The sequence below is a fragment of the Pseudarthrobacter cellobiosi genome (assembly GCF_023913815.1).
In the GTDB taxonomy this organism is placed as follows: Bacteria; Actinomycetota; Actinomycetes; order Actinomycetales; family Micrococcaceae; genus Arthrobacter; species Arthrobacter cellobiosi.
Genome location: NZ_JAMXBK010000028.1, coordinates 516,775 through 539,218 on the forward strand (window position 1 = coordinate 516,775; position 22,444 = coordinate 539,218).

26 protein-coding genes and 1 pseudogene are annotated in these 22,444 nt (G+C 64.5%); 12 read left to right on the forward strand and 15 right to left on the reverse strand.

Features of this window, described 5'->3' with window-relative positions:
• The first annotated feature begins 19 nt into the window (after positions 1-19).
• Positions 20-358: a YnfA family protein gene (locus NG701_RS20635; protein ID WP_252570602.1), complete on the forward strand. Its 339-nt coding sequence runs from the start codon at positions 20-22 to the stop codon at positions 356-358.
• A gap of 62 nt (positions 359-420) precedes the next feature.
• Here the strand turns inward: NG701_RS20635 and NG701_RS20640 are convergent, their stop codons facing one another.
• Together NG701_RS20640 and NG701_RS20645 are read right to left on the reverse strand one after the other, a co-directional pair.
• Entirely contained in the window at positions 421-819 is a 399-nt protein-coding gene (locus NG701_RS20640; RefSeq protein WP_252570467.1) for a DUF3592 domain-containing protein, read from the reverse strand.
• Positions 820-873: 54 nt separating this feature from the next.
• Positions 874-1,560, reverse strand: a complete 687-nt coding sequence (locus NG701_RS20645; RefSeq protein ID WP_252570469.1) for a DUF2848 domain-containing protein — start codon at positions 1,558-1,560, stop codon at positions 874-876.
• A gap of 150 nt (positions 1,561-1,710) precedes the next feature.
• On the opposite strand from NG701_RS20645, the gene NG701_RS20650 reads away from it, so the two are divergent.
• Complete coding sequence (locus NG701_RS20650; protein WP_252570471.1) at positions 1,711-3,102, forward strand: MFS transporter; 1,392 nt, start codon at positions 1,711-1,713, stop codon at positions 3,100-3,102.
• 50 nt (positions 3,103-3,152) lie between these two features.
• Here the strand turns inward: NG701_RS20650 and NG701_RS20655 are convergent, their stop codons facing one another.
• A complete protein-coding gene (locus NG701_RS20655; protein ID WP_252570473.1) occupies positions 3,153-3,809 on the reverse strand; it encodes a GntR family transcriptional regulator in 657 nt (218 codons plus the stop codon).
• Between the two features lie 32 nt (positions 3,810-3,841).
• Between NG701_RS20655 and NG701_RS20660 the strand changes: the two genes are divergently transcribed.
• Both NG701_RS20660 and NG701_RS20665 read left to right on the forward strand, forming a co-directional pair.
• On the forward strand, positions 3,842-4,636 hold the full coding sequence (locus NG701_RS20660; protein WP_252570475.1) for a carbon-nitrogen hydrolase family protein: 795 nt from the start codon (positions 3,842-3,844) through the stop codon (positions 4,634-4,636).
• Positions 4,637-4,995: 359 nt separating this feature from the next.
• A complete protein-coding gene (locus NG701_RS20665; RefSeq protein ID WP_252570476.1) occupies positions 4,996-6,297 on the forward strand; it encodes an ammonium transporter in 1,302 nt (433 codons plus the stop codon).
• An 11-nt stretch (positions 6,298-6,308) separates the two neighbouring features.
• Here the strand turns inward: NG701_RS20665 and NG701_RS20670 are convergent, their stop codons facing one another.
• Positions 6,309-6,950, reverse strand: coding sequence for a PadR family transcriptional regulator (locus NG701_RS20670; protein ID WP_252570478.1), 642 nt, complete (start codon positions 6,948-6,950; stop codon positions 6,309-6,311).
• A gap of 232 nt (positions 6,951-7,182) precedes the next feature.
• On the opposite strand from NG701_RS20670, the gene NG701_RS20675 reads away from it, so the two are divergent.
• The 4 genes and pseudogenes from NG701_RS20675 to NG701_RS20690 all read left to right on the forward strand — a co-directional run.
• A complete protein-coding gene (locus NG701_RS20675) occupies positions 7,183-9,522 on the forward strand; it encodes a transglycosylase domain-containing protein (protein ID WP_252570480.1) in 2,340 nt (779 codons plus the stop codon).
• Positions 9,523-9,573: 51 nt separating this feature from the next.
• On the forward strand, positions 9,574-10,224 hold the full coding sequence (locus tag NG701_RS20680; RefSeq protein ID WP_252570483.1) for a helix-turn-helix domain-containing protein: 651 nt from the start codon (positions 9,574-9,576) through the stop codon (positions 10,222-10,224).
• Between the two features lie 115 nt (positions 10,225-10,339).
• Positions 10,340-11,725 (forward strand): sensor domain-containing phosphodiesterase, encoded by a 1,386-nt coding sequence (locus NG701_RS20685; protein ID WP_252570485.1) that lies wholly within the window; start codon positions 10,340-10,342, stop codon positions 11,723-11,725.
• A gap of 126 nt (positions 11,726-11,851) precedes the next feature.
• Positions 11,852-12,036 (forward strand): annotated as a pseudogene (locus NG701_RS20690) (transposase); the annotation flags it as partial.
• Between the two features lie 71 nt (positions 12,037-12,107).
• Here NG701_RS20690 and NG701_RS20695 read toward each other — a convergent pair.
• Both NG701_RS20695 and NG701_RS20700 read right to left on the reverse strand, forming a co-directional pair.
• On the reverse strand, positions 12,108-12,701 hold the full coding sequence (locus tag NG701_RS20695; RefSeq protein ID WP_104060595.1) for a DnaJ family domain-containing protein: 594 nt from the start codon (positions 12,699-12,701) through the stop codon (positions 12,108-12,110).
• Positions 12,702-12,798: 97 nt separating this feature from the next.
• Positions 12,799-13,836 carry an Lrp/AsnC family transcriptional regulator gene (locus tag NG701_RS20700; RefSeq protein ID WP_252570487.1) on the reverse strand — a complete coding sequence of 346 codons (1,038 nt, stop codon included), beginning with the start codon at positions 13,834-13,836 and terminating at the stop codon, positions 12,799-12,801.
• Positions 13,837-13,981: 145 nt separating this feature from the next.
• Between NG701_RS20700 and NG701_RS20705 the strand changes: the two genes are divergently transcribed.
• Both NG701_RS20705 and NG701_RS20710 read left to right on the forward strand, forming a co-directional pair.
• Positions 13,982-15,202, forward strand: a complete 1,221-nt coding sequence (locus NG701_RS20705) for a M20 metallopeptidase family protein (protein WP_252570489.1) — start codon at positions 13,982-13,984, stop codon at positions 15,200-15,202.
• Between the two features lie 24 nt (positions 15,203-15,226).
• Positions 15,227-16,519: an MFS transporter gene (locus NG701_RS20710; RefSeq protein ID WP_252570491.1), complete on the forward strand. Its 1,293-nt coding sequence runs from the start codon at positions 15,227-15,229 to the stop codon at positions 16,517-16,519.
• A gap of 103 nt (positions 16,520-16,622) precedes the next feature.
• Here NG701_RS20710 and NG701_RS20715 read toward each other — a convergent pair whose 3' ends face one another.
• Genes NG701_RS20715 through NG701_RS20725 form a run of 3 tightly spaced genes read right to left on the reverse strand, consistent with a single transcriptional unit; the run spans position 16,623 to position 17,669 of the window.
• Positions 16,623-16,826, reverse strand: a complete 204-nt coding sequence (locus NG701_RS20715) for a hypothetical protein (RefSeq protein WP_252570493.1) — start codon at positions 16,824-16,826, stop codon at positions 16,623-16,625.
• Entirely contained in the window at positions 16,827-17,324 is a 498-nt protein-coding gene (locus NG701_RS20720; protein WP_252570495.1) for an SRPBCC family protein, read from the reverse strand.
• Positions 17,325-17,336: 12 nt separating this feature from the next.
• Positions 17,337-17,669: an ArsR/SmtB family transcription factor gene (locus NG701_RS20725; RefSeq protein WP_252570497.1), complete on the reverse strand. Its 333-nt coding sequence runs from the start codon at positions 17,667-17,669 to the stop codon at positions 17,337-17,339.
• A gap of 183 nt (positions 17,670-17,852) precedes the next feature.
• Here NG701_RS20725 and NG701_RS20730 point away from each other — a divergent pair, with 183 nt between their 5' ends.
• Positions 17,853-18,395 carry a TspO/MBR family protein gene (locus tag NG701_RS20730; RefSeq protein WP_252570499.1) on the forward strand — a complete coding sequence of 181 codons (543 nt, stop codon included), beginning with the start codon at positions 17,853-17,855 and terminating at the stop codon, positions 18,393-18,395.
• 185 nt (positions 18,396-18,580) lie between these two features.
• Complete coding sequence (locus NG701_RS20735) at positions 18,581-18,778, forward strand: hypothetical protein (protein ID WP_141141656.1); 198 nt, start codon at positions 18,581-18,583, stop codon at positions 18,776-18,778.
• 84 nt (positions 18,779-18,862) lie between these two features.
• Here the strand turns inward: NG701_RS20735 and NG701_RS20740 are convergent, their stop codons facing one another.
• The 6 genes from NG701_RS20740 to NG701_RS20765 form a co-directional block, all read right to left on the reverse strand.
• Positions 18,863-19,546, reverse strand: a complete 684-nt coding sequence (locus tag NG701_RS20740) for a DNA alkylation repair protein (protein WP_252570501.1) — start codon at positions 19,544-19,546, stop codon at positions 18,863-18,865.
• Between the two features lie 71 nt (positions 19,547-19,617).
• Positions 19,618-19,947, reverse strand: coding sequence for a hypothetical protein (locus tag NG701_RS20745; RefSeq protein WP_252570503.1), 330 nt, complete (start codon positions 19,945-19,947; stop codon positions 19,618-19,620).
• 124 nt (positions 19,948-20,071) lie between these two features.
• Complete coding sequence (locus NG701_RS20750; RefSeq protein WP_252570505.1) at positions 20,072-20,251, reverse strand: hypothetical protein; 180 nt, start codon at positions 20,249-20,251, stop codon at positions 20,072-20,074.
• Positions 20,252-20,454: 203 nt separating this feature from the next.
• Positions 20,455-20,721, reverse strand: coding sequence for a hypothetical protein (locus NG701_RS20755; RefSeq protein ID WP_252570508.1), 267 nt, complete (start codon positions 20,719-20,721; stop codon positions 20,455-20,457).
• 137 nt (positions 20,722-20,858) lie between these two features.
• Positions 20,859-21,227 (reverse strand): LLM class flavin-dependent oxidoreductase, encoded by a 369-nt coding sequence (locus NG701_RS20760; RefSeq protein ID WP_308292626.1) that lies wholly within the window; start codon positions 21,225-21,227, stop codon positions 20,859-20,861.
• A gap of 153 nt (positions 21,228-21,380) precedes the next feature.
• The gene (locus NG701_RS20765; protein WP_252570510.1) at positions 21,381-22,427 is read right to left on the reverse strand and encodes a metallophosphoesterase family protein; all 1,047 of its coding nucleotides are present in this window, start codon (positions 22,425-22,427) and stop codon (positions 21,381-21,383) included.
• Positions 22,428-22,444 lie beyond the last annotated feature (17 nt).

The following is a 22,444-nucleotide window of genomic DNA, read 5'->3' on the forward strand; positions in this document are numbered from 1 at the left end:
GAATATTCCTGCTGAAACCGTGGCGATCGCCAAAACGACTGTGCTGTTCGTCCTGGCCGCTGCTGCCGAGATCGGCGGCGCGTGGCTCGTGTGGCAGTCAGTCCGCGAGGGCAAGGACTGGTGGTGGGCAGGGCTGGGTGTGATTGCCCTGGGCCTCTACGGTTTCGTGGCCACCCTCCAGCCCGATGCCCATTTCGGCCGGATCCTGGCCGCCTACGGCGGAGTATTTGTGGCTGGGTCGCTGGCGTGGGGAATGATTTTCGACGGCTTCCGCCCGGACCGGTGGGACATTGCGGGCTCCGTCATCTGCCTGGTCGGGGTGGCTGTGATCATGTTTGCCCCACGAAACGCGGGCTGACCCGCTCCGGTGGGGCCGCCGTCGTACGCTGACTCAGCCGCTGCTGATTCAGCCGCTGAACGTCAGAACATCGGCAGCAGGAAGCCCGCGATAAGCGCCACCGCACCGATCCCGGTGAGCACACGGCCAAGAACGACGGCGGTCCGCCCCACCGCTTCGGGCGCTGCGGTCTGCCACTGCGTGGGGCGCTTCGGGTGGTAGTAGATCGGCAGGGTGTCGCCCACGGCCAGGTCCTTGATGTCGTGGGGTGACATCGGGGCGTGGTGGACCTGGTACTTGCGGTCAAACCAGCGGAAGCCCGTTCCGGTAGCGTCCGCGTAGACCACCGCTTCCGCAACGGTCCAAGGGTGCACAAACCGCCGAAGGATGCCCGAGTAGAAAAGCAGGGCAAGCCCCGGCGGAAGGCACAGCCAGGTCATCATTTCCAGGATGGGACCTGCCATTTCAAGCGCAGTGGGCATAGCAATGATGCTACCGGGAGTTTGCGCACCCCAGTGTGCCCCTGCCCGGCGGAATCAGCCGATGGGCGCGGCCATCTGCTCCACCACGTACTGGGCATCCACGGTGGATCCTGTCATGGGGTCTGTCATCTCCACTTTCCAGCTGCGGGCAAACTGGTTCACCCCGCTGGTCATGGCCACCGTGCCGGAAATGAGGACCGTCCCCGGCTCATTCAGGCCGCGCTCGGTCAACACCTCCAGCCAATAGTCCGGGGTCAGCAGGGCTTCCAGCGAGCTGTCCTGGATCAGCGTGTCCGGAGTATCACCCCGCCCCACCCAGCCCTTCAGCGTGATCTGGTCCAGGTGGTCGCGCACGTCGTCCAGCCGCCACGCCTTGCGGCCCAGGACGTCGGGGCTGGCATTCTTGCTCCAGGCCACTCCGTGGACCTCGAGCTCTCGGTCCGTGTGGTCGCACGCGACCGTCAGCAGCACGCCGTCGTCCGTGATGACCAGCGCCCATTCGGCTTCCCCGGAGGTCCGGGCATGCTGCACGTGGACTTCGGAAACCTGCTGCGCCAGGTACGGCGAGACCGGGTAGAGCGCCGGGGTGGTGGCGGGGCCGGGAACGCCCAGTTCTGCCAGCTCGGCAATGTGGGCCTGCACTTCCTCCTGTTCCCGCCCTGCATAACCGGCGTTCAGGAGGTGCCTGACCTGGACTGTCCGGGTGCTGCCGTCGGGAAGTTCGAAGCTCAGAGTCGTCATGTTCTGTCCATCCTTTGCGTGTCCTGCTGGAGAAATTTACAAACCGGAAACCGGAAACGGTGGCCAATGTACATCCAGTATGCGTAATGTATACATTTAACGCCAGCGTGACAGGCGTCACCCGTAAACATCTCGTGGAGGACAACACCCATGGCTAACGTCCCAATTCCGGCTTCCGGCGCAGCGCCGCGTCCGGACAAGCCGATTCACCCCAAGGGCCTGTACAAGGCCTTCGCCGCCAGCCTCACCGGCACCGCCCTCGAGTGGTATGACTTCGCCGTCTACTCGGCCGCGGCCGCCGTCGTATTTCCCCTCGTGTTCTTCCCGTCATCCGATCCCCTGACGGGCACCATCCTGGCCTTCTCCACGTATGCGGTGGGCTACGTGTCCCGGCCTGTCGGTGGCATCATCTTCGGCCGTCTGGGTGACCGGATCGGCCGCAAGAAGGTGCTGGTGACCACCCTGATGATCATCGGCGTGGCCACTGTCCTGATCGGGGTGCTCCCCGGTTACGACAGCATTGGCATCAGCGCCCCGATCATCCTGGTGCTGCTGCGCTTCGCCCAGGGCGTGGGAGTCGGCGGCGAATGGGGCGGCGCCGTTCTGCTCTCCAGCGAATACGGCGACCCCCACCGGCGCGGCTTCTGGGCTTCTGCAGCCCAGGTGGGCCCGCCCGCCGGCAACCTTATGGCCAACGGCGCCCTGGCTGTCCTGACCCTCGCCCTGACCGAGGAACAGTTCATCGGCTTCGGCTGGCGCATCGCGTTCCTGGTCTCGGCCGTGCTGGTCGGTTTCGGCCTCTGGATCCGCCTGAAGCTGGAAGACACCCCCATCTTCAAGGCCATCGAGGCCCACGGCGAACAGCCCCACGCCCCTGTCCGCGAGGTCTTCAGCACGGAGCTCCGGCCCCTCATTGCGGCCACGCTGTGCCGGGTGGGCCCGGACGTGCTCTACGCCCTGTTCACCGTTTTCACCCTCACCTACGGCATCCAGACACTCGGCTACGAACGCAGCCAGGTGCTCACGGCAGTCCTGATCGGCTCCGCGTTCCAGCTCTTTATGATCCCGCTGGCTGGCGCCGTGTCCGACCGCTTCAACCGCCGCCTGGTCTACGGGACCGCAGCTGTGGTGGGCGCCGCATGGACGTTCATCTTCTTTGGCGTCCTGGGCGCCGACAACGAGCCGATGCTCAGCGTCGGCATTGTGCTGGGCCTCATGGCGCACTCGTTTATGTACGGCCCGCAGGCTGCCTTCATTGTGGAGCAGTTCTCACCGAGGCTCCGGTCCACGGGCAGCTCCCTGGCCTACACCTTCGCCGGTGTGATCGGCGGCGCCATCGCCCCGCTGATGTTCACATTGCTGCTGGCTCAGTTCGGCACCTGGATTCCGGTGGCCATCTACGTGGCCGTGGCCGCAGGCGTCACCGCCGTGGGTCTGGCGCTTGGCCGCGACTCGAACACCGTGGAGGACGAGGACTACCGCCTGCTGCTCGAAGGTTCCGCGGCAGAGCGCCAGCAGACGGCCACCGGCAAAGGCAACTGACGAAGCCAGCTGGCGATGCCAACAAACGAATCCAACTAACAGGGCGGCGCTTAGGTGCGGAGCAGAATATCCCGGGTGACAGCCAGGTGATGGTCAATGGCCTCCTGCGCCCGTGCGGCGTCGCCGGACACCAGGGCATCGAGGATTTCCTGGTGTTCGGCGCACACCTGTCCGCGCCGGTCTCCGGTGCGGAACAAGGCCGAGACGCCCACCAGGATCTGCCGGACATGGAGCTTACTGTACGTTCGGGAGATGAGCTCATTGCCGGCGGCGTCGATCAGAAGCTGATGGAAGAGGGTGTCCAGCCGGATGAACTCCTGCGCAGCCTCGGCATTCAGCTGCTCGGGAAGCTGGGCCTGCTGGTCCAGGGTGTCCTGCATCGTTTTCGCAGGAACGCGGTTCCGTTCGATAACCAGGCGGGCGGCATGGCTTTCCAATACACCCCGGAGTTCCATCAGTTCCGACATTTCGCGGCCCGTCACGGGCGGAACATAGGCCCCGCGCTGTGGAATCAGCTCCACGAGCCCGTCCGAGACCAGGAGCAGGAGAGCCTCACGCACCGGAGTGCGCGACACACCGATCTCGGCGGCCAGCTCCTGCTCGTTCAGGAATTTCCCCTGCACATCCGGGTCGATGAGGATGTTTTCACGCAGGTACGCGTACGCCTTCTCGCGGCCGGACGCCGCAGTCCCCGAACTTTTTCGCATACATTATGTATACAACAGACTGGAGTAATTTCATGCGTTTAGCAGTGGCCCAAATCATCACAGGAGCCGATCTGGCCGCAAACCTGGAGCTCATCCGAGACTACGCCACGCGGGCCAAAGCCGCCGGAGCGGAGCTCGTGGTGTTCCCGGAAGCCGCGATGCGCGCCTTCGGCAACAGCCTTGTGGACATTGCCGAGCCGCTGGACGGGCCATGGGCCGCCGCCGTCCGCAGCATTGCCCATGAACTGGACATCACGGTCGTGGCGGGCATGTTCACCCCGGGCGATGGCGGCCGCGTGCGGAACACCCTGCTGGTCACCGGCCCTGGCGTCGAGACGTCCTACGACAAGATCCACCTCTTTGATGCGTTTGGTTTCGCCGAGTCCGACACCGTGGACGCCGGAACAGCCCCCGTGACCTTCGAGGTGAACGGCACCACCTTCGGCCTGGCCACCTGCTACGACGTACGGTTCCCGGCACTGTTCACGGCCAACGCCAAAGCCGGTGCCGAAGTCAACATTGTCTGCGCCTCGTGGGGTGCCGGCGAGGGTAAAGCTGACCAGTGGGACCTCCTGGTCCGGGCCCGCGCGCTGGACAGCACCACCTTCGTGGTGGCCTGCGGACAGGGCGATCCGGCAAGCGTCGGCATCGCCTCCGCCGGCAAGGCTCCCACCGGCGTTGGCCACAGCGCCGTCATCTCGCCCCTGGGTGCTGCCCTAGTGGCCCTCGGCGGCGACCCGGAACTCGCCGTCGTCGACATTGACCCGGCCGTCATTGCCGAGGTCCGCGGCCAACTGCCCGTGCTGGTCAACGCCCGGACCTTCTGACTCTGCGGGGCCGGCCCCGCGAGGGCTGGCCGCCGCGGCGGTGAGCCGCCGTTCATGCTCAGGAAACTTTGCCGTTTTCAGCGTCCGACGGCGGTTTCTCACCACGTGCGCGCACCGGCGCCCGCCGTCGCTGGCATCACGGGCGCCGGGCTTCCTGCCGCGGCGCCGTTCAATAGGTCCCGTTTACACGCCGGAAACATCACGGTCACGCGATCTTCACGTAAGCCGCCGGGCCGTAACGTATCCGCAACTTAGCGAAGCGCAAACGGAAACACGCGGCGACAAATATTGATCGGGGGGATTGCGCGGGCCACGTAGGAAGAGTCCCCGTATTCAGGATCAATGGAAGGGACCCACCGGTGGAGATCACTGCGCAACACGTCTGGATGATGATCGCGGCGGCAATGGTGCTGCTTATGACACCTGGACTTGGTCTCTTCTATGGCGGCATGACGCGCGCCAAGGCAGCGCTGAACATGATCATGATGAGCTTCATCTCCGCCGGCATCGTGGGAGTTGTGTGGGTCCTATGGGGATACTCGATGACCACCGGCGAGGGAATCCTGGGCATCTTTGGCAACCCTTTCGCCAACTTCGGGCTGCAGAACCTCATGGGCTCCCCTGACCTCATCAAAGCAGGCTTCAGCGCCACCTTCGCCATCATCACGGTGGCCCTCATCAGCGGAGCCATCGCGGACCGCGCCAAGTTTAGCGCCTGGGCAGTGTTCGTGCCGCTGTGGGTCACGCTGGTTTATTGCCCCTTGGCCTACATGATCTGGGGCGGCGGGCTCATGAGCGCCGGCGGAGCCATCACCGAGACCTTCGGCCAGGTCATCGACTTCGCCGGCGGTGCAGTGGTGGAAATCAGCTCCGGTACGGCCGCCCTGGTACTGGCCCTGATGGTTGGCCAGCGTCACGGCTTCGCCAAGGATCCCAGCCACCGCCCGCACAATGTCCCCTTCATCATGCTGGGTGCGGCCATCCTGTGGTTCGGCTGGTTCGGGTTCAACGGCGGCGCCGCCACCACCGCGGAGCAGGCCGGCCTGATCTGGATCAACACCCTGGTCACTCCTGCCGCGGCCATGCTCAGCTGGCTGCTGGCGGAGAAGATCCGCCACGGCCACCCCACGTCCCTGGGCGCAGCCTCCGGTGTTGTTGCCGGCCTGGTGGCCATCACACCGTCCTGCGCCAACATCAGCCCAGTGGCGGCCATCGGCCTGGGCCTGGTGGCCGGTGCAGCCTGCTGCGTGTTTGTTGACCTGAAGTACCGGTTCGGGCTGGACGACTCCCTGGACGTGGTGGGGGTCCACCTCGGCGCCGGGCTCATCGGCACACTCGCCCTGGGCTTCGTCGCTCTGCCCGTGGACGGCCAGGGCGGGGGCCTCTTCTACGGCGGCGGTCTCCAGCAACTGACGGCACAGGCCGTGGCGGTAGTAGTCACCGTAGTTCTCTCCGGCGGTGTGACCCTAGTGATCGGCTGGGCCATCAACAGGACCATCGGGTTCCGGGTGAGCCACGAGGCTGAGATGGCGGGGGTGGATCTCTCCGAGCATGCCGAGACCGCCTACGCCTTCGGCGGGCTGGGTAGCCACTTCAACCCGCTGGGCCGCGGCGTCACGGCACCTGCTGCCGCTCCCGCCAAGGAAGACACGTTCGCCTGACCTGGGCGGGCTCAGTCGGCCAGGATCCGGTAGAGCGCGCGGCGGGTTTCGTCGAGCTTTTCCACCGCAGCATTGCGCTGATCTTCCGTAGCGGCAGCGCGGAACTGATGAATGACCCCCATCAGCTTGCCCACACTCTGGTGGAAGGCGGGTCCGGATCCTTCCGCATCGCTGTTCCACGCGTTCTCCAGCTCCTCCGCATGCTCGGCCACGTAGGCCTTGCCGGCGTCGGTGAGGGTGAAGTCGGTCCGCCGGCCCTCGCTGAGGGGCGCAATGAGGTCCTCGTCCACCAACTGCTGGAGTGTGGGGTAGATCGACCCGGGGCTGGGCCGCCATGCGCCGGATGTTTTCTCCGCGATGGTCTTGATCAGGCCATAACCGTTGGACGGGGCCTCGGCTAGCAGCGACAGGATGGCCCACCGGACGTCCCCCCTGCTTGCCCGCCGGGGACCGGGCCCAAAGCCGGGACCGAACCCTCCGCCAGGTCCAAAACCGGGACCAAATCCGCCCCGTGGGCCAAACCCCGGGCCAAACCCTCCCCCGCGGTGCCCGTGCGGTCCGCGGCGGCCCCTGCCGCGCTCAAACCGTCCACGCCCAAACTGTCCCCGCCCGAACAGCGGTTCCAAAAACTTGTCGTCGTGAATGCCTTTCATGGTGGCACCGTCCCTTGTCCCTGTCTTTTTGAATGCTTTTTGGCCTCTGTTGAATGGTTATCGGTCAACCACTCACCGACACTTAACGATATATCGGTATGTATCGCGCGACAAGGCCCGGAACGGACTTAGGGACGGAAGATACCGGCTTGGCATCAGTTGGTCCAGCATCTGGATGCTGCAGGTGGAGCGGCGTATCCTGTTCACACGTCGCGAGCTTGAGGGCTGAACAATGGCGCAGCAAAAGAAACGCAGGCACCGGTTGGCCTCCACCCTGGGCAGGGTCATCGGATTCTTTGCGGCGAGCGCCATGTGCGGCGTCCTGGCCGCAAGCCTTGTGGTCCCCGCTGTTGCGACTGTCGGTTACGGAGTCAGCACCTCCATCAGCTACTTTGAAAATCTCCCCACGGAACTGATCGTCGCGCCGCCGTCGCAATCCACCAAAGTCCTCACCTCCGACGGCCAGCCCATCGCCACGTTCTACGCCGAGAACCGGATCAGGATCCCCCTGGACCAGATATCCCCCTATGTCCGGGACGCCATCGTGGCCATCGAGGACAGCCGGTTTTATGAGCACCCGGGCATCGACCCGCAAGGGATCCTCCGGGCCGCAATCTTCAACCTGACGAGTGAGGGCAGGCAGGGCGCCTCCACGATTACCCAGCAGTACGTCACCAACGTCATCAACGAGTCCTTCGTGTCCCAGGACAAAACAGACGAGGTTATCCTCAGCGGCCAGAAGAGCATCGGGGACAAGCTCCGCGAGATGAAGCTGGCCATCGCGCTGGAGAAGAAGTTCAACAAGGACCAGATCCTCGAGGGCTACCTGAACATCGTGTTCTTTAACCGCGAAGCATACGGAATCGAGGCGGCGGCGCGGTATTTCTTCAGCACCACGGCGACGGACCTCACACTGCCGCAGGCGGCCCTCCTGGCCGGGCTGGTCAACAGCCCCAGCTACTACAACCCCGCGGTTAACCCGGAGCAGGCCACAAGCCGCCGGAACCAGGTTCTTGCCGAGATGCTGGCCACGGGCAAGCTCAGCCAGGCGGACCACGACGCCGCCGCGGCTACGCCGATCGAGCTCAAGCTCAGTCCCGGGAAGCAGGGCTGCGCCCACGCCCAGATGGCGCCGTACTTCTGCGACTACATTTCGCATCTGATCCTGAACAACCCGGCCCACGGGACCACACTGATCGAGCGCGAGTGGAAGCTGTACCGCGGCGGGCTCACCATCGTCACCACGCTGGACAGCCGGCTCCAGGCGGCGGCCCAGGCACAGGTGGACGCCACCGCCGGGGCGAATCCTGACCGCTGGGGCGCGTCCCTGGTGTCGGTCCAGCCGGGCACCGGGAAAATTCTGGCAATGGCCCAGAACACGGTGTTCCTGCCGGCCGAGGGTAAATTCGATACCCAACTGAACTTCAACGTGGACTCCCGTGATCCGCAAGGCAATGACCTCAACGGAGCGGGCGGTTTTCAGCCCGGCTCCACCATGAAGCCCTTCACGTTCGCCGAGTGGCTGAACGAGGGCAAGCCACTGACAGGGATGGTGGACGCCTCCCGCCGGGTGTATCCGCTCGGCTTCCCGTGGCGCTCCAGCTGCGGAAAGGTGCTGGGCGCCTACAGCACGGCACAGAACAACCCTGAGCTCGGCGCCGCCGACGATCTCCAGAATTCTGATGAGGGCTACTACCGCCCCATGCCCGTGAACTACGGGCTGTACAACTCGATCAACACGGCCACCTTCGCTTCGGCCACCCAGCTCGATTTCTGCGGCATCCAGAAGATGGTGGACGCCATGGGGCTGCACAGCGGACTGGATGGCGCCCAGATCAACATGCATCAGCTGGGCAATCTTCTCGGCGCCATCGGCGTTGCCCCGGTCCACCTGGCCAATGCTTTCGCCACCTTCGCCAACGACGGCCGGTACTGCTCCCCTATCGCCGTGCTTGAGGTGACGGATATGTCGGGCGGGAAACTCCCGGGCCAGACCAGCGAGTGCCGCGACGCCGTCAAACCGGAGGTTGCCCGAGGCGTCAACGCGGTGCTCCAGGACGTGCTGAAGGTCGGCTCCGGCGTGTGGATCAACCCCAAGATCCACACCCTTATGCCGGTTGCTGCCAAGACCGGCACTTCCAACAACAACGGCTCCACCTGGGTGTTGGGCTACACCTCAGGACTGGCCACAGCGTCCTTCTTTGGCGACGCATTGGAGGGCCAGAACCGCCCCGGCCAGAACGTCACCATCAACGGCCAGTTCTACCCGCGCCTTGACGGCTACATGATCGCCGGGCCGCAATGGGTCAACTACATGCTCCAGGCCGCCCCGCTCTACCCGGCTAACCCGTTCCCGGCCCCGCCGGCATCCATGATTGCCCCGCCGAAACCGACTCCTGCACCGGCCGCGCCGAGGCCTGCACCCGCCCCGGCGCCCGCACCCGCTCCCGCTCCGGCGCCGGCTCCCGCGCCAGAGCCACCTCCTGCTCCTGCTCCCGCTCCTGTCCTGCCGCCAACGCCCGAGATTCCGGGCTTTCCGCCTCAGAACGGCCTCCCGGGCGCAAGGCGCTAGTGGATTGTGTCGTTGATTCCTTTAGGTCTGATTGTTTGTCAGACTTGATCCATGGTTTATCTGGCAAGGGCATTGGAATTGCGTGACGGGGACCGAGGAGCCCTAGAGGCGCTGACTCATGGGAAAGCATCCACCTCGACAGTGGCCCTGCGGGCGCGCACGGTCTTGTTGGCTCCCGACGGGATGCCGAATATCCAGATCGAGAAGATCACCGGGTTTTCGGCACCCACGGTTTTGAAGTGGCGCAACCGCTATGCCGAGGGCGGGATCGAGGCCCTGTTTGATGTCCAGCGCCCGGGCCGGGAGCGGGAGATCGACGAGCTCGCCCTGACCAACGACGGGAACCCGCCGGCCGAACTGGGGATCTCGCACTGGTCCGCCCGCATCATGGCCGAACGCCACGGAGTCTCCTTTTCCTCCGTGGAATTCCAAGCGCCTTCTCCCGGTTCGCGATGTCCCGCCACTCAGCTGCCAGGAAATTCGGGTGCCACCCTGGGCGCGCGTCTCCTGCCCGCGGCGCAGAAAGAAGCCTCAGCCTCTTCTGCCCAAGGATGGCCACCGAACGCGCATTTTCCGCAGAGTCATCCGGCTAGTGAATGTTCCATGAGCTTCAGGGGCGGCGATCACCGTCAGCACGGCTGCGCCAGTAACCCTCGTGCGCGGTCCTGCCCGGAACCCTCCATTCCCATCGCAAGTGGCTAACCCTTGCTAAGAGTTCCACAGCAGTTTCCGCAACAGGACGGGGAAAACACAGTCATACCACATAGGACAACCTGCCTCCGTCCCGGATAACCCGGGACCCGGTTAGTATGTAGGCATGGGGGCGTGGCGCAAAACGAACATCCTGTCATTCATCGGCAGTCACCTCCTCTTCTGCGTGCTCAGCGTGCAGGTCGCCTTCACCCTGGTGATAGTCACCGCACTGCAGTCCTGGGCCGCCAACGCCCCTGAGTCACCAGCGGTAGCCGGCTTACTCGGCGCCATCGCCGGCGGTCTGCTCCTGATTGCGGCGTGGACCGCAGCGCGGGGCATCCGCGCTCAGCGCAGGGAACGTGACCGAAACAGGGCTGTATCCGACCTTATGGAAACCGTGCTCGACACGAGCCAGGAATGGCTCTGGGCCATGGATGGCCACGAAAACTTCACCTTTTCAAGCGCCGCCAGCGCAACACTCCTGGGCTATGATCCTGCTGAACTGATCGGCAGGCCCATCAGCCTGGTCTTCGATCCGGATGAGCTCGCCAGCGCACGCGAGGCAGTTGCAGACGCCTTAAGCGATCACCGTTCAGACTGGACCGGCGTCAGGGTCTGCTACCGTCACCGCAACGGCGCACCCGTATGGATGGAAGTATCCGGCAGGTCACGCCCCACCCGCGAGGGACCGCGCCCAGGATTCGAAGGAACCAGCCGGCCGCTGCCCACCCATACAGTCCGCACACTCCACAAAAAGCGCATCAGGGAAAGGATCGACAGCACAGTCCAGGGAGGAATGATCCTCACAGCCTTCCAACCCATCTACCAACTCACCACCGGAACCATAACCGGAGTCGAAGCGCTGGCCCGGTTCCCCAGCGACGACGGCGAAAGCCCAGACCACTGGTTCAACGAAGCCACCAGCGTCGGCCTCGGCGGAGAACTAGAATTCGCAGCGCTGGAAGCTGCACTCCGCAAGGCCGCGAAGCTCCCCGAACACCTCTACGTCGCGCTCAACCTCTCACCCGACACGTGTCTGGACCCCAGGTTGCCCAAGCTGCTGAAACGGTCCAGTCTGGCCGCTGACCGGATCGTTCTGGAATTGACCGAACGCCTGGCAGTGGATGAATACGTACCGCTTCTGGCCTCCCTGGAACCAATGCGCCAATGCGGCCTGCGGATAGCCGTCGACGACGCCGGCTCGGGCTTCGCCTCCATGCGTCATGTCCTTCAACTCCGGCCCGACATCATCAAACTTGACCGAAGCCTCATCGCCGGGATCGACATCGACCAGGGCCAGCGGGCGCTCGGCGCAGCCATGGTCGAATTCGCCCACCAGATCGACGCCCAAATCGTGGCTGAAGGCATCGAAACCCAGGCAGAACTCACAGCCGTCACCCAACTAGGCATGACCTCCGGCCAGGGCTACTTCCTGGGCCGCCCCACACTCCACCCCGCCGACTGGGCAGCCTGGCAGAGCACACGCATTAGCGGCTCCAAAACGCCCTGAGGAGCAACGCCTGGCAAAATGGCGCTGGTAAGAACAGCAAGGCCTCTATCCGTACGTGACAAACATGGCTCGCGATGGCAAGCGCCCCTGACCAGCCCAGACGTTCCTGGAGGGAAGATAATCCGACTGGCCGAAAACCCGCGCGTGAGCCTGCATTCACCCCGACCAGTTGTTCCTGGCTGAACATGGTGGAGATCTTCTTCGGGATCATCACCCGCCAGTGCCTCAAACGCGGGGAATTCAGCTCGGTGAAAGAGCTGGAAGAAACCATGAAACGCTACATCGAGAACTACAACCAGGACGCCAAACCGTTAACACGGAACACTAGGAGCCGACGACGGCGGGAGGCGCCGCCGTCGTCCGTTGCCCCTCGTCCACTCAGCTAAGTGGTGCCGCGCCAGAGCCGCTGCCACCAGGAGCGCTGCGGCTCAGGTTCGGGTAGGGCGTCCTGTGCGCGGGCGGCGCGGCGTTCACGCCAGCGCGCTACTTCCGTTTCGACGTCGCGCGTTTTGGTGATGACGGGCGGGCCGCCCTGGAGCTGGCGGCGGGCGTCGACCACCCGGGCATTGAAATCGGCCAGGATGTCCCTGACCTGCTTTTCGGTGAACTGCGCATCAAGCCGGCCGTCCAGTTCGGCGTCTTCGGTGCGGAGCAGGATGGCTTTGGGCCCCAGTCCGCTGATATTCTCACGCTGGATCAGGCCCTTGACCCACCAATCGGGATCGTAGGCCTCCCCGAGCCCGGGGATGGGCTTGCCGGCGTATTTGAGGTTGTCGAATTTGCCCTGTGCCATGGCGTCCCGGATCAGATACTCCGCCCGCTGGGCATCGTCCACCTTCTTGCGTGTGTCCCGTTCCTGCGCTTCGGCGGCCTCGAGTTCCGCCTCTTCTTCAGCGTTGATCCCCGCTCCGCGGTAGGAACGCAGCTCCACGGCACGTTCCAGCCGGCGCTTGAAATACCCCGCCCCGCCGCTCATAAAATGCCACCGCCTTCGTGCCTGAATCGAGTCTTTTTTCCAGTATTCAAGCGTCCGCATCTGATTTCAACGGTGCCAATGGCAGCCGCTTGGAAGCTCAGGGGAACCCTACGGACGGCAGCTCCGCGGTTGAGACCACGACGGCGCCGCTCGCCGTCGAATCCGGGTTCAGCATCCAGCCCATCCGCTTGGCGCTGCTCAGGATCACGACGCTCTCCACGAGCTCGATCTGCGGGATGCGTTGCTGGAGGGCCAATTCGGCGTTCATCACATCGGCCAGCGAATTCAGCCACATGAGGATCACAAAATTTGTGCCTCCGGTGGTGGACGCGCTGAACCGGACAGTGCGGAGGCTGCGGAGTTCAGCGGCCGCGGCCTCGTGCTGGCCCGGCGGCACGCTGGCGAACCACTGACAGCTCACCGGGTAGCCGGAGAGATTCTGGGCAATTTCACAACGGAAGGACAGCAGCCCGCTGGATACCACCCTGTTGAGCTGCCGCTGGACCGTCGCCGGGCTCCGGCCCAGGCTGCGCGCGATGTCCGCTGCGCTCGCTCGCGCGTCCCGCGCCAGGAACGGGATCAGATCCAGGTGGCTGGGCGGCAGTGGCGCCCCGGGTCTCGAGGCTGCCGAACCGGTGACTTCAGGACTGGCAACGGCCGAAAGCGCATTCTGCTTCGCCTTGTCCAAGGTATTGAGCCGCCACGCATGGCCAGCGGAGTGCAGACGGGTACCCAGCGAGGTCCGGTACTTCACCAACCCGCGGATCTCCTTGAACCGCGGAAGGACATGATCCGTGAACCGGGCCAAGGTGGGCGCTATGACCGTCAGCATGAGGTCCCTGTTGCTTGCCGCCTCCTCCACTGTGACCACCTCAGGGATGGCGGCGAGCGCCGCGGTCACCTCCGCGCGCAACTGCATTTCACAATCCACGCTCACCAGTGCCAGGCACATCTTTTTGGGATCGCCGATCAGGTGGGCCGTCGTCCAGGCCGCCCCCGACAATCTCAGCCTGTCCCAGCGCGCAGCCAGCGTTGTGGCGTGCACTCCCAGCACATCGGCTGCATCCGACCAGCTGATCCGCGGCGCGACCTGCAGCACGTTGATCAGGGCAAGGTCTTCCTCGCTGAGTACCACTTCGCACGCTTCTATCTCTGGTGAATGAATCCTGCCGTATCCATCATACTTTTGATTTTTTTCAGCTATTTCCCAGCCTGTGAACCACATCACCACACAATGGGATCAGGTCGCTGACCAAACGTTCAGAAATTTAGGAGAGTAGATGTCGATCATCACCGATGCGAAGGATCTGCAGGCCGACCTTGGCCGGCTGCGTCACGAGCTGCATCAGGAACCGGAGATCGGCCTGGACCTCCCCCGGACCCAGGAAAAAGTCCTCAAGGCGCTCGACGGCCTGCCGTTCGAAATCACCCTGGGCAAAAGCACGACGTCGGTCACGGCCGTCTTGCGCGGCACCGCGCCGCACGCATCGGCAACGAAACCAGCGGTCCTCCTGCGGGCCGACATGGACGGCCTCCCCGTCCAGGAACGCACCGGCGTCCAGTTCGCGTCCAAGATCGACGGCGCCATGCACGCCTGCGGGCACGACCTTCACACGGCCATGCTGGCCGGAGCCGCCACCCTTTTGGCCGAGCGCCGGGACCAGCTGGCGGGCGACGTGGTGCTGATGTTCCAGCCAGGCGAAGAAGGCTGGGACGGGGCATCCCACATGATCCGCGAGGGCGTACTGGACGCGGCCGGACGCCGGGTTGATGCCGCCTACGGGATGCACGTGTTTTCGGCGCTGGAGCCCCATGGCCGGTTCTGCACCAAGTCCGGTGTGATGCTGAGCGCTTCGGATGCCCTCACCGTTACGGTGCTGGGCGCGGGCGGCCACGGTTCTGCCCCGCACGCGGCCAAGGATCCGGTCACTGCGGCCGCCGAAATGGTGACCGCCTTGCAGGTCATGATCACCCGCCAGTTCAACGTGTTCGATCCGGTTGTCCTGACGGTGGGCGTCCTCCAGGCAGGCACGAAGCGCAACATCATTCCGGAATCAGCCAGCATCGAGGCCACCATCCGGACTTTCTCGGAGTCTGCCCGGGAACGGATGATGGCCGCGGTTCCCACGCTGCTGAAGGGCATCGCCGCTGCCCACGGCCTCGAGGTGGACGTCGACTACCGTCACGAGTACCCCCTCACCGTCAACGACGACGACGAAACGCGCACCGCGGAGAAGACCATCGAAAACCTCTTTGGATACTCGCGCCTCACCCGCTGGGCCACCCCGCTCAGTGGATCCGAGGATTTTTCGAGGGTGCTGGCGGAAGTACCCGGGACGTTTATCGGGCTCAGCGCCGTCGCCCCCGGCGCCGACCACACCACCACCGCTTTCAACCACTCCCCATACGCCGCCTTTGACGACGGCGTCCTGTCCGACGGAACTGCTCTTTACACCGAGTTGGCCGTCTCCCGCATCGCAGCCTTGGCTTCGGCCCACTAAAACCCTCAAATCCTGGAGTACACAATGACCACAACTGCAGGCGTCCCAGCAGACGTCCAGGTTCACAAGTCCCACCTGCGCACCCTCGTCGGCACCGGCATCGGCAACGCCGTCGAGTGGTATGACTGGGCCATCTACGCAACCTTCGCGCCTTTTATCGCGAGCGCCCTGTTCAGCAAGGAGGATCCGACGTCGGCCTTCCTCGCCACGCTGGCGATCTTCGCCGTCGGCTTTGTCGCCCGCCCATTCGGCGGCTTCGTGTTCGGCTGGATCGGTGACCGGATCGGCCGCAAGACGTCCATGACGTTCGCCGTCGGGCTCGCTGCTCTGGGCAGCCTGCTGATCGGTATCGCACCGACCTTCGAAGCCGTCGGGGCCTTTGCCTCAGTCATGCTGCTGGTGGCCCGGCTGATCCAAGGCCTTGCCCACGGCGGCGAGCTGCCGTCGTCGCAGACATACCTCTCCGAAATGGCACCGAAGGAAAAGCGCGGCTTCTGGGCAACGCTCATCTACACCTCCGGCACCGTCGGTATCCTGGCCGGAACCATCCTTGGCGCCACCTTGTCCAACGTCCTGAGCAAGGCTGACATGGGCGCCTGGGGCTGGCGGATCCCGTTCATCATCGGCGGCATCATGGGCCTGTACGCCCTGATCATGAGGGCGCGACTGAAGGAAACCGCGGTCTTCGAGGCAGAATCGCCCAAGGAAAAGCACGAGCCGATGTGGCCGCAGATCTACCGGCACCGCAAGCAGGCCCTGCAGGTTATCGGACTGACCGTCGGCCTGACCGTGGCTTACTACATCTGGGGTATCGTGACGCCCAGCTACGCCGCGTCTGTGCTGAAGATGGACCGCGGAGAGACCCTTTGGGCCAGCGTTATAGCCAATGTACTGTTCATCGCCGCACTTCCGTTCTGGGGCAAGCTGTCGGACCGCATTGGACGCAAGCCCGTCATGATCATGAGCGCCGCCGGCGCCGCGCTGTTCCATTTCCCCATGACCTGGCTGCTGAAGGACTCCCCGTGGCAGCTCACGGTCACCATGTCCGTCATGCTGTTCTTCATCGCAGGAGCGGCCGCGATCGTACCGGCCGTGTACGCCGAGCTGTTCCCCACCAAAATCCGCACCGTTGGTGTGGGCGTCCCCTATTCCATCGCGGTTGCAGCCTTCGGTGGAACGGCACCGTACCTGCAGGCCTGGCTCGGCTCGATTGGGCAAGCCAACCTCTTCAACGTCTATGCGGTACTTCTGCTGGCCGTCAGCATCGCGGTTGTGTTCACCATCCCGGAAACGAAGGGCAAGGACCTGACGCACTAACCTGCAACGCCGCCTACGTAGGAGCGGCCACCACCACGCGCGAAAGGACACTTGAGGCCCGGATCCTGGGGCCCCAAGTGTCCCTTCGCGCTAAAAGAGTGGGTCAGCCCAGGTGGATGGGCTGGTTCTCGTCGCCGCCGCTGAACGTCTCCTTGGTGATGGTGATATGGAGAAGTGCCAGCGGCGCGATCAGGATGGCTACGCCGGCGGCCCACAGGAAGACCGCCGAGTAGCCGGCGGACAGCGCGGCCATCTGGCTGCCACCGGCAACGCCGGCGTCGTCCTTGTCCACACCGAACAGCGTCACTCAGGCGCGGGCGTGTTCCGCGAGCAGTGCGTCGATCTGGCCAGCAGCCTCCCGCATGCCCTCTTCCATACCCATCTGGACCATCTGTTCCATCTGCTCTTCGGACTCGAAGGTGGATAGAACGGTCATCCGGGTGCGGCCGCCGAGGTCTTCGAGGTCAACGGCGGCATGCGTGATTCCCATGGCCTCCTTCGGGGCGCCGTCGTCATCGGCGAAGCCGTCGTCGAACTCGAGCTTGCGCGGAGCCTCGATGGCGGTGAAGCGCCACCAGCCGCTGGCCTTCTCCCCCTCGGGGCCCGTCATGTAGTAGCCGGCCTTCCCGCCGGGCTGGAAGTCGAACGCCTCAAACGTGGCCGGCCAGGTGGGCGGACCCCACCAGCGCTCGAGCTGCCGGGGGTCTTCCCAGATCTGCCAGACCTGCTCGACGCCGGCATCGAACTCGGCCACTAGGGTGAAGCTGAGCGCTTCGAGATTCTTGGTGGAACTGATAACAGGCATTGCAAAACCTTCCTATCCTTCAGCCAGAATGTCTGCGATCCGCCCGGCACGCTGCCGCCAGATCGCCTCATACTCATCGAGCAGCCGGCGGGCCTTCTGCAGTCCTTCGTGGTTACCCCGCACGATCTGCTCCCTACCGCGCTTCTCCTTTGTTACCAGGGAAGCCCGCTCCAACACCGCCACATGCTTCTGGACGGCGGCGAAGCTCATGGCGTAGAGGGCGGCGAGGCCGGAGACGGAATACTCGCCCGCCGTCACCCGCCGGACAATGTCCCGCCGGGTGGCGTCCGAGAGCGCCTGGAACAGGCGGTCCACGTCCGCGTCTCTGAGCTGATCTACAACCATTTGGTTGTACGATACTCTCGGGGCGGCAGGGTGTCAAGGCTTGAATGCGGTCCGCGAGATGGCATTTCACGGCAGTTCCGCCGGTCAACATTGCCGCGAAATGCCATCTCGAAGGGGCCCTGACGGAGACCTCCGCCGCCTCCCGGTTTGACGCGGATACCCGCCATTGTCCACAGTGGGTCAGTGCCTGACACCGTCCCCACCGAAACGCAAGGTCCGGCAGTCCCGGACGGGCCGTCCCGACGGCGGCAGGTTGCCGCCCTGATCGGCTTCCTCGCGCTTTCCTGGGCCGTGTCGTTCGTGGGGTCCCTCCCGATCCGAACGGCTGCCGGCGGCTGGTACGCCCTGGCGGACAAGGCCCCCTGGACGCCTCCCGGGCTGATGTTCACGTCAGTCTGGCTGGTCCTCTACGCGGCAATGGCCGTGGCGGCCTGGCTGGTGTGGCGGCAGCGGCGCTACCCGCGCCGCCGCGCACTCAGGCTCTACTGGCTACAACTGGCCTTGAACCTGCTCTGGCCCATAACGTTCTTCGGGCTGTATCCCGCGCTGGGGACCGCGGCGCTCTGGCTGGCTCTGGCCGTCCTCGCCGCCCTCATCCTCACAGCAGCCCTGACAGTTCTGCGCTTCGGACCCATCAGCCCAACGGCCGGCCTGCTGATGCTGCCGAACGTCTCGTGGCTGGTGTTTTCGGCGTCCCTGAACCTTTACGCCGCCGTCAGTAACTAAGGCCACTGTGAGCGTGTAATCGCTCACACTTTGGCCATTTCTGTTGCAAATCTCGGCGGCAAGCATGAACCATGAGATCGGGACCCCGTTTCCGCACTACCAAGATCAGCAATCCTCACCGACGAGGATGCGGCCCCCTCAAGGACGACGTGGAGCCGTTAACTGCATGAGCGAAAGTACTGACAATGACGTTTGAAAACACTGACTCCATCACGCTGAAAATCTGGGACCGGTCTGCGATTGAGCACACCCTGGAGAGCGTTGTGCACGACCTCTCGGTCAAGGCGAACACCACCAAATGCCGCATTGCGGTCCAGTGCAGCGGCCCCAACACATTCACGGTCAGCGTCCGTGGCCAGGAACGCCAGCTCGCCACCGTCTGATCGGTTCACGGCTAAAACTGAAGCGGACGACGGCGGGAGGTTCCCGGCGTCGTCCGCTTTCGTTTTGGTTCCGGGCCGACAGCCTTACGCCGTGGCTTGGCGGCTCACCATCTCGTTGATCCAGATCGGCGCGAACGGTGACGTGCAGTTCGGGGGCGTCGGGTAGTCCTTGAGGACCTCGAGCCGTTCGCCGATATCGAGCGTCCGGGCCCGGTGCTCGGCGTGCTCGATCCCGATGAAGGCCAGCGTGTGGTTCATCGCCCACTGCAGCCGGTCCGGGGCGTCCTTCATCTGGGCCTCGATAGTGTCCAGCAGCCCCGGGAGGTCGAACCCTGCGGGCTTTTTCGCCACCCGTTCGCTGGTCAGGGCCCAACCGGCGCTGGCGACCACCGGATCCGGGTCAGCCATCCAGGCCACGCGCAGGTCCTCCGCGTGCGGGCTCTTCTTCACGACGTAATTCACGAGCCAGTCGTGCACTTTGGGGGCGCGCGCCTCGCGGAGCATGGAGTCCAGTTCGTCGCGTTCGAAGGCCTTCGGCCGGCAGATCAGCAGCGCAACCAACCTGGCCGGAGTGTCGTTCGTGGACCAGAGCTCGCGCGCGAGTTCCTGCTGCGTCTTCAGCCGCTTCGCGACCGCGCGCAGCTTGGACAGGTTCACGCCGTGGTCGTCGCCGCGCTTCTCGTTCGCCTCGCGCATCTTCGGGTCCTCAAGCACGGCCAGCTCGGCCATCACTTCGCCCAGCAGCCCGGCCGTTATCGTTTCCGACATGTCACCCTTTCGGTCACCCTCTTGTCGGTTCCAGCCTACGGCTGCCGGCGGGTTTGCAGCAGATGCGACCGTCAGTGGTCCGCGTCAGTTATGCGGCCATTATCGACCGCCGTGGCCACCCAGGAACCGAGCGGCTCTTCCGCCACTTCCGTGTCCGCGTCCTCGGTCCCGCAGGGCTCAAAGCCACGGGACTGGTAGTTTGCCAGGGCCGCGGGACCGTCCAGCGTGCAAGTGTGGACCCAGAATTCCGTCCCCGGCACCGCAAGTTCCTCGGCCCACTGCTGCCGTGTCCACTCGAGCCGATCCGTCCAGTGCCACGGCCCGCCGACCAGGCCATAGAGGAAGCGGGCGAACTCCGGAGTGACCCCCACGGCCCGGTCCAGAGATGCCTCATCGGGCAACGGGCGCGCCGCCTAGGCGGGCGGCTGGAGCATCTGGAGCGTTGTGGTGGTGACCTTCATGGACAGCTCAAACCCTTCGATCTCGATCGTCCGTCAATCTTATTTGAGACCGAAGGTGTGGGTCCTACTCCTCGCCGGCGTCCCGCGCTTCCAGGTGCTTCGCCATGGCTTCGCAGGCTTGGTTCCAGCGCGCCGTGAGGGCCTGCCGGTTCAACGGTTCGAACATGCTGTTGAGGACTTTCTCGACTGCGTCGTATGCGGCGTCCCGAACCCGTTCCTGCGCCGCTTGGCTGTAATAGTTCATGACAGGGATTCGTTACCGGGCTGCCGAAAGATGGTGCGCCCTCACGTGCGATCGATGACCGCCTTGAGGGCACGCCGGCAAGCTACCGAACAACTTCAACGCGGCTCTACCGGGCGCCGCAGGAGAGGAAGGCCGACGACGGGAAGTTCCCGTCGTCGGCCGCTTTTGTTTTGTGGTTAATGCGCTCAGGAGCCCCCGGGCGGTCAGGCGTCCGCGCCTTTCGCTGCCTCCAGTGACGAGGGCGCAAAGATGGCCGCGGCGACGTCGTCGCGGAGGAAATAGTGGCGGCGTTCCAAGGGCGTCAGGCTGCCCCGGACAATGTAGTAGCCGCGGCCTTCCCCAGGGCCGCCGGCGGCCCGGTCAAAAGCATCGAGTGTGTCCCGGTCCAGGTGTTGGTCCGGGCCGCGCTCGCGAAGTGCTGCCAGGACTTCCGGCGCGAGGGAATTAATGAGCCCTTGGATATCTGTCATTGTGCGCATCCTTTGCCGGCACCATTGGGGACATAGTTATGATTTCCCCCCCCGAGGGCGTATCCGGTGGTGACTGGGCCGGCTGCGTCCATTTCCCGATTGTAGGGCCGGCGGCGAAGTCAGGCCAGACCCGAATTCTACGCGGGGGCAGCGGTGCCGATCTCACGATTGACGGCCGGCATGGCGTAGTCGTCCGTGTTGTGGCCGAACAGCGGGTAGGACTCGATGAACGCCCCGCGGCCGGCAATGATTTCGGCGCGGCCGTCGCTGATCAGGCCAAGCGTGGCGATCTGCTCGAAGAGCCTCACGGGGTCCTGCGTTGACAGTACCGTGCTGGCAGTGCTGAGCCTGAAGTTGGTGGCTTCCCGGGCGATGGCCGCCATCACGATTTCGGGGGCGGACAGTGCGAAGTCGCGCCGGTGGTGCTCACCCAGCCCCAGGAATTTCAGGCCCGCCTGGTCGGCCAGCTGGCGGGCTCGATGATCTCCTTGGGCCGCTGCTGAGATGACAGCGGCTCACAGTGCTGATGTTGCGGGAAAGCTCTCCGAAGGTGACGATGCCAAAGTCCAGGCTTGGTTGAACATTCAACCTTCTGGATTCATTCCGGCGGTGGGAGGACGACGGCGGAACGTGCCGCCGCCGTCCGCCCACCTTTGCTGCTAGCCGCTGAAGGAGACCTTTTCCCAGGACAGGATGTCAGCGCCCTTGGCGCCGTTTCCGGCCACGGTGAACCTGACATAGTTGGTGGCGTTGTTGGAGCCGTCGACGGTGATGCGCTGCAGGTCGTCGGCGGGAGCCTGGCCGTAAACCGCCAGCCATGGTGAGCCCTCAGCCAGGGGCTGGTTCTCGGCGTAGACGTGGCTGTCACCGTTGAGGAGATAGACCGGCCCGTCAAAGCGGTTGGTTTCCTCGACGATGGTCGCGACGATTTCCCGGAAGCCGGACACTGCTTCCGGGTTGGCCCGGGCGGCCGCGAGCAGGGCGGGATCGAACATGTCAGCCTGGGTCATGAGGACCACCGCCCGGTCGTTGCGGCGGGTGGCGTCGCTGAAGGTCTCGCGCAGCTGGGCCAGGACGGCCTGCGTCCGGTGCTCCACTTCAGCCAGCTGCTCTGGGGTGGCAGTAGTTTCGCCGAGGCCGGTCCACGGCTGGAGCGAGTTGTTGCTGCCCTGGACGTTGACCACGGAGAAGGCCACGCGGTTCTGGGTGAAGCGGACGTCTTCGGGCAGGCCCAGCTTCTCCTGGGTCTTGACGGGCATCGTGGCACCCAGGGTCTTGCCGGGTTCGTTGAAGAAGATCTCACGCAGCTTGTCCAGGCGCTCCAGCGGGTTGTAGGCGCCATTGTTGGTCCGGTGGCAGTCCACCCATTCGTTGTCGCCCGGCGTGAAAATCAGCGGGTGCTCGAAGGTGTCGAACTCGGCGCGGATCTCCTGGAAATACTCGTCCGAACAGACTGAAGAGCCGTTCTTGATGTCACCGACGTGGGTGACAAACTTCAGCGCGCTGTCGGCATTGATGTCCTGGATGCGCGCCGGAAACTTCGCGATTTCGGCAGCACCGTAGGGGATGTCGCCAATGACACCGAAGCTGAACGCCTGCTGGCTGGCGGCCGCGTCGTCGGCGGCAGTAGCGGGCTGGATCCCGGTGCCAACACTGGCTGCGATGAGGGCCACCGCGGCGGCGGTGGTGAAACTGTTCAGGCGCATGGGGAAGTCCTAACTCG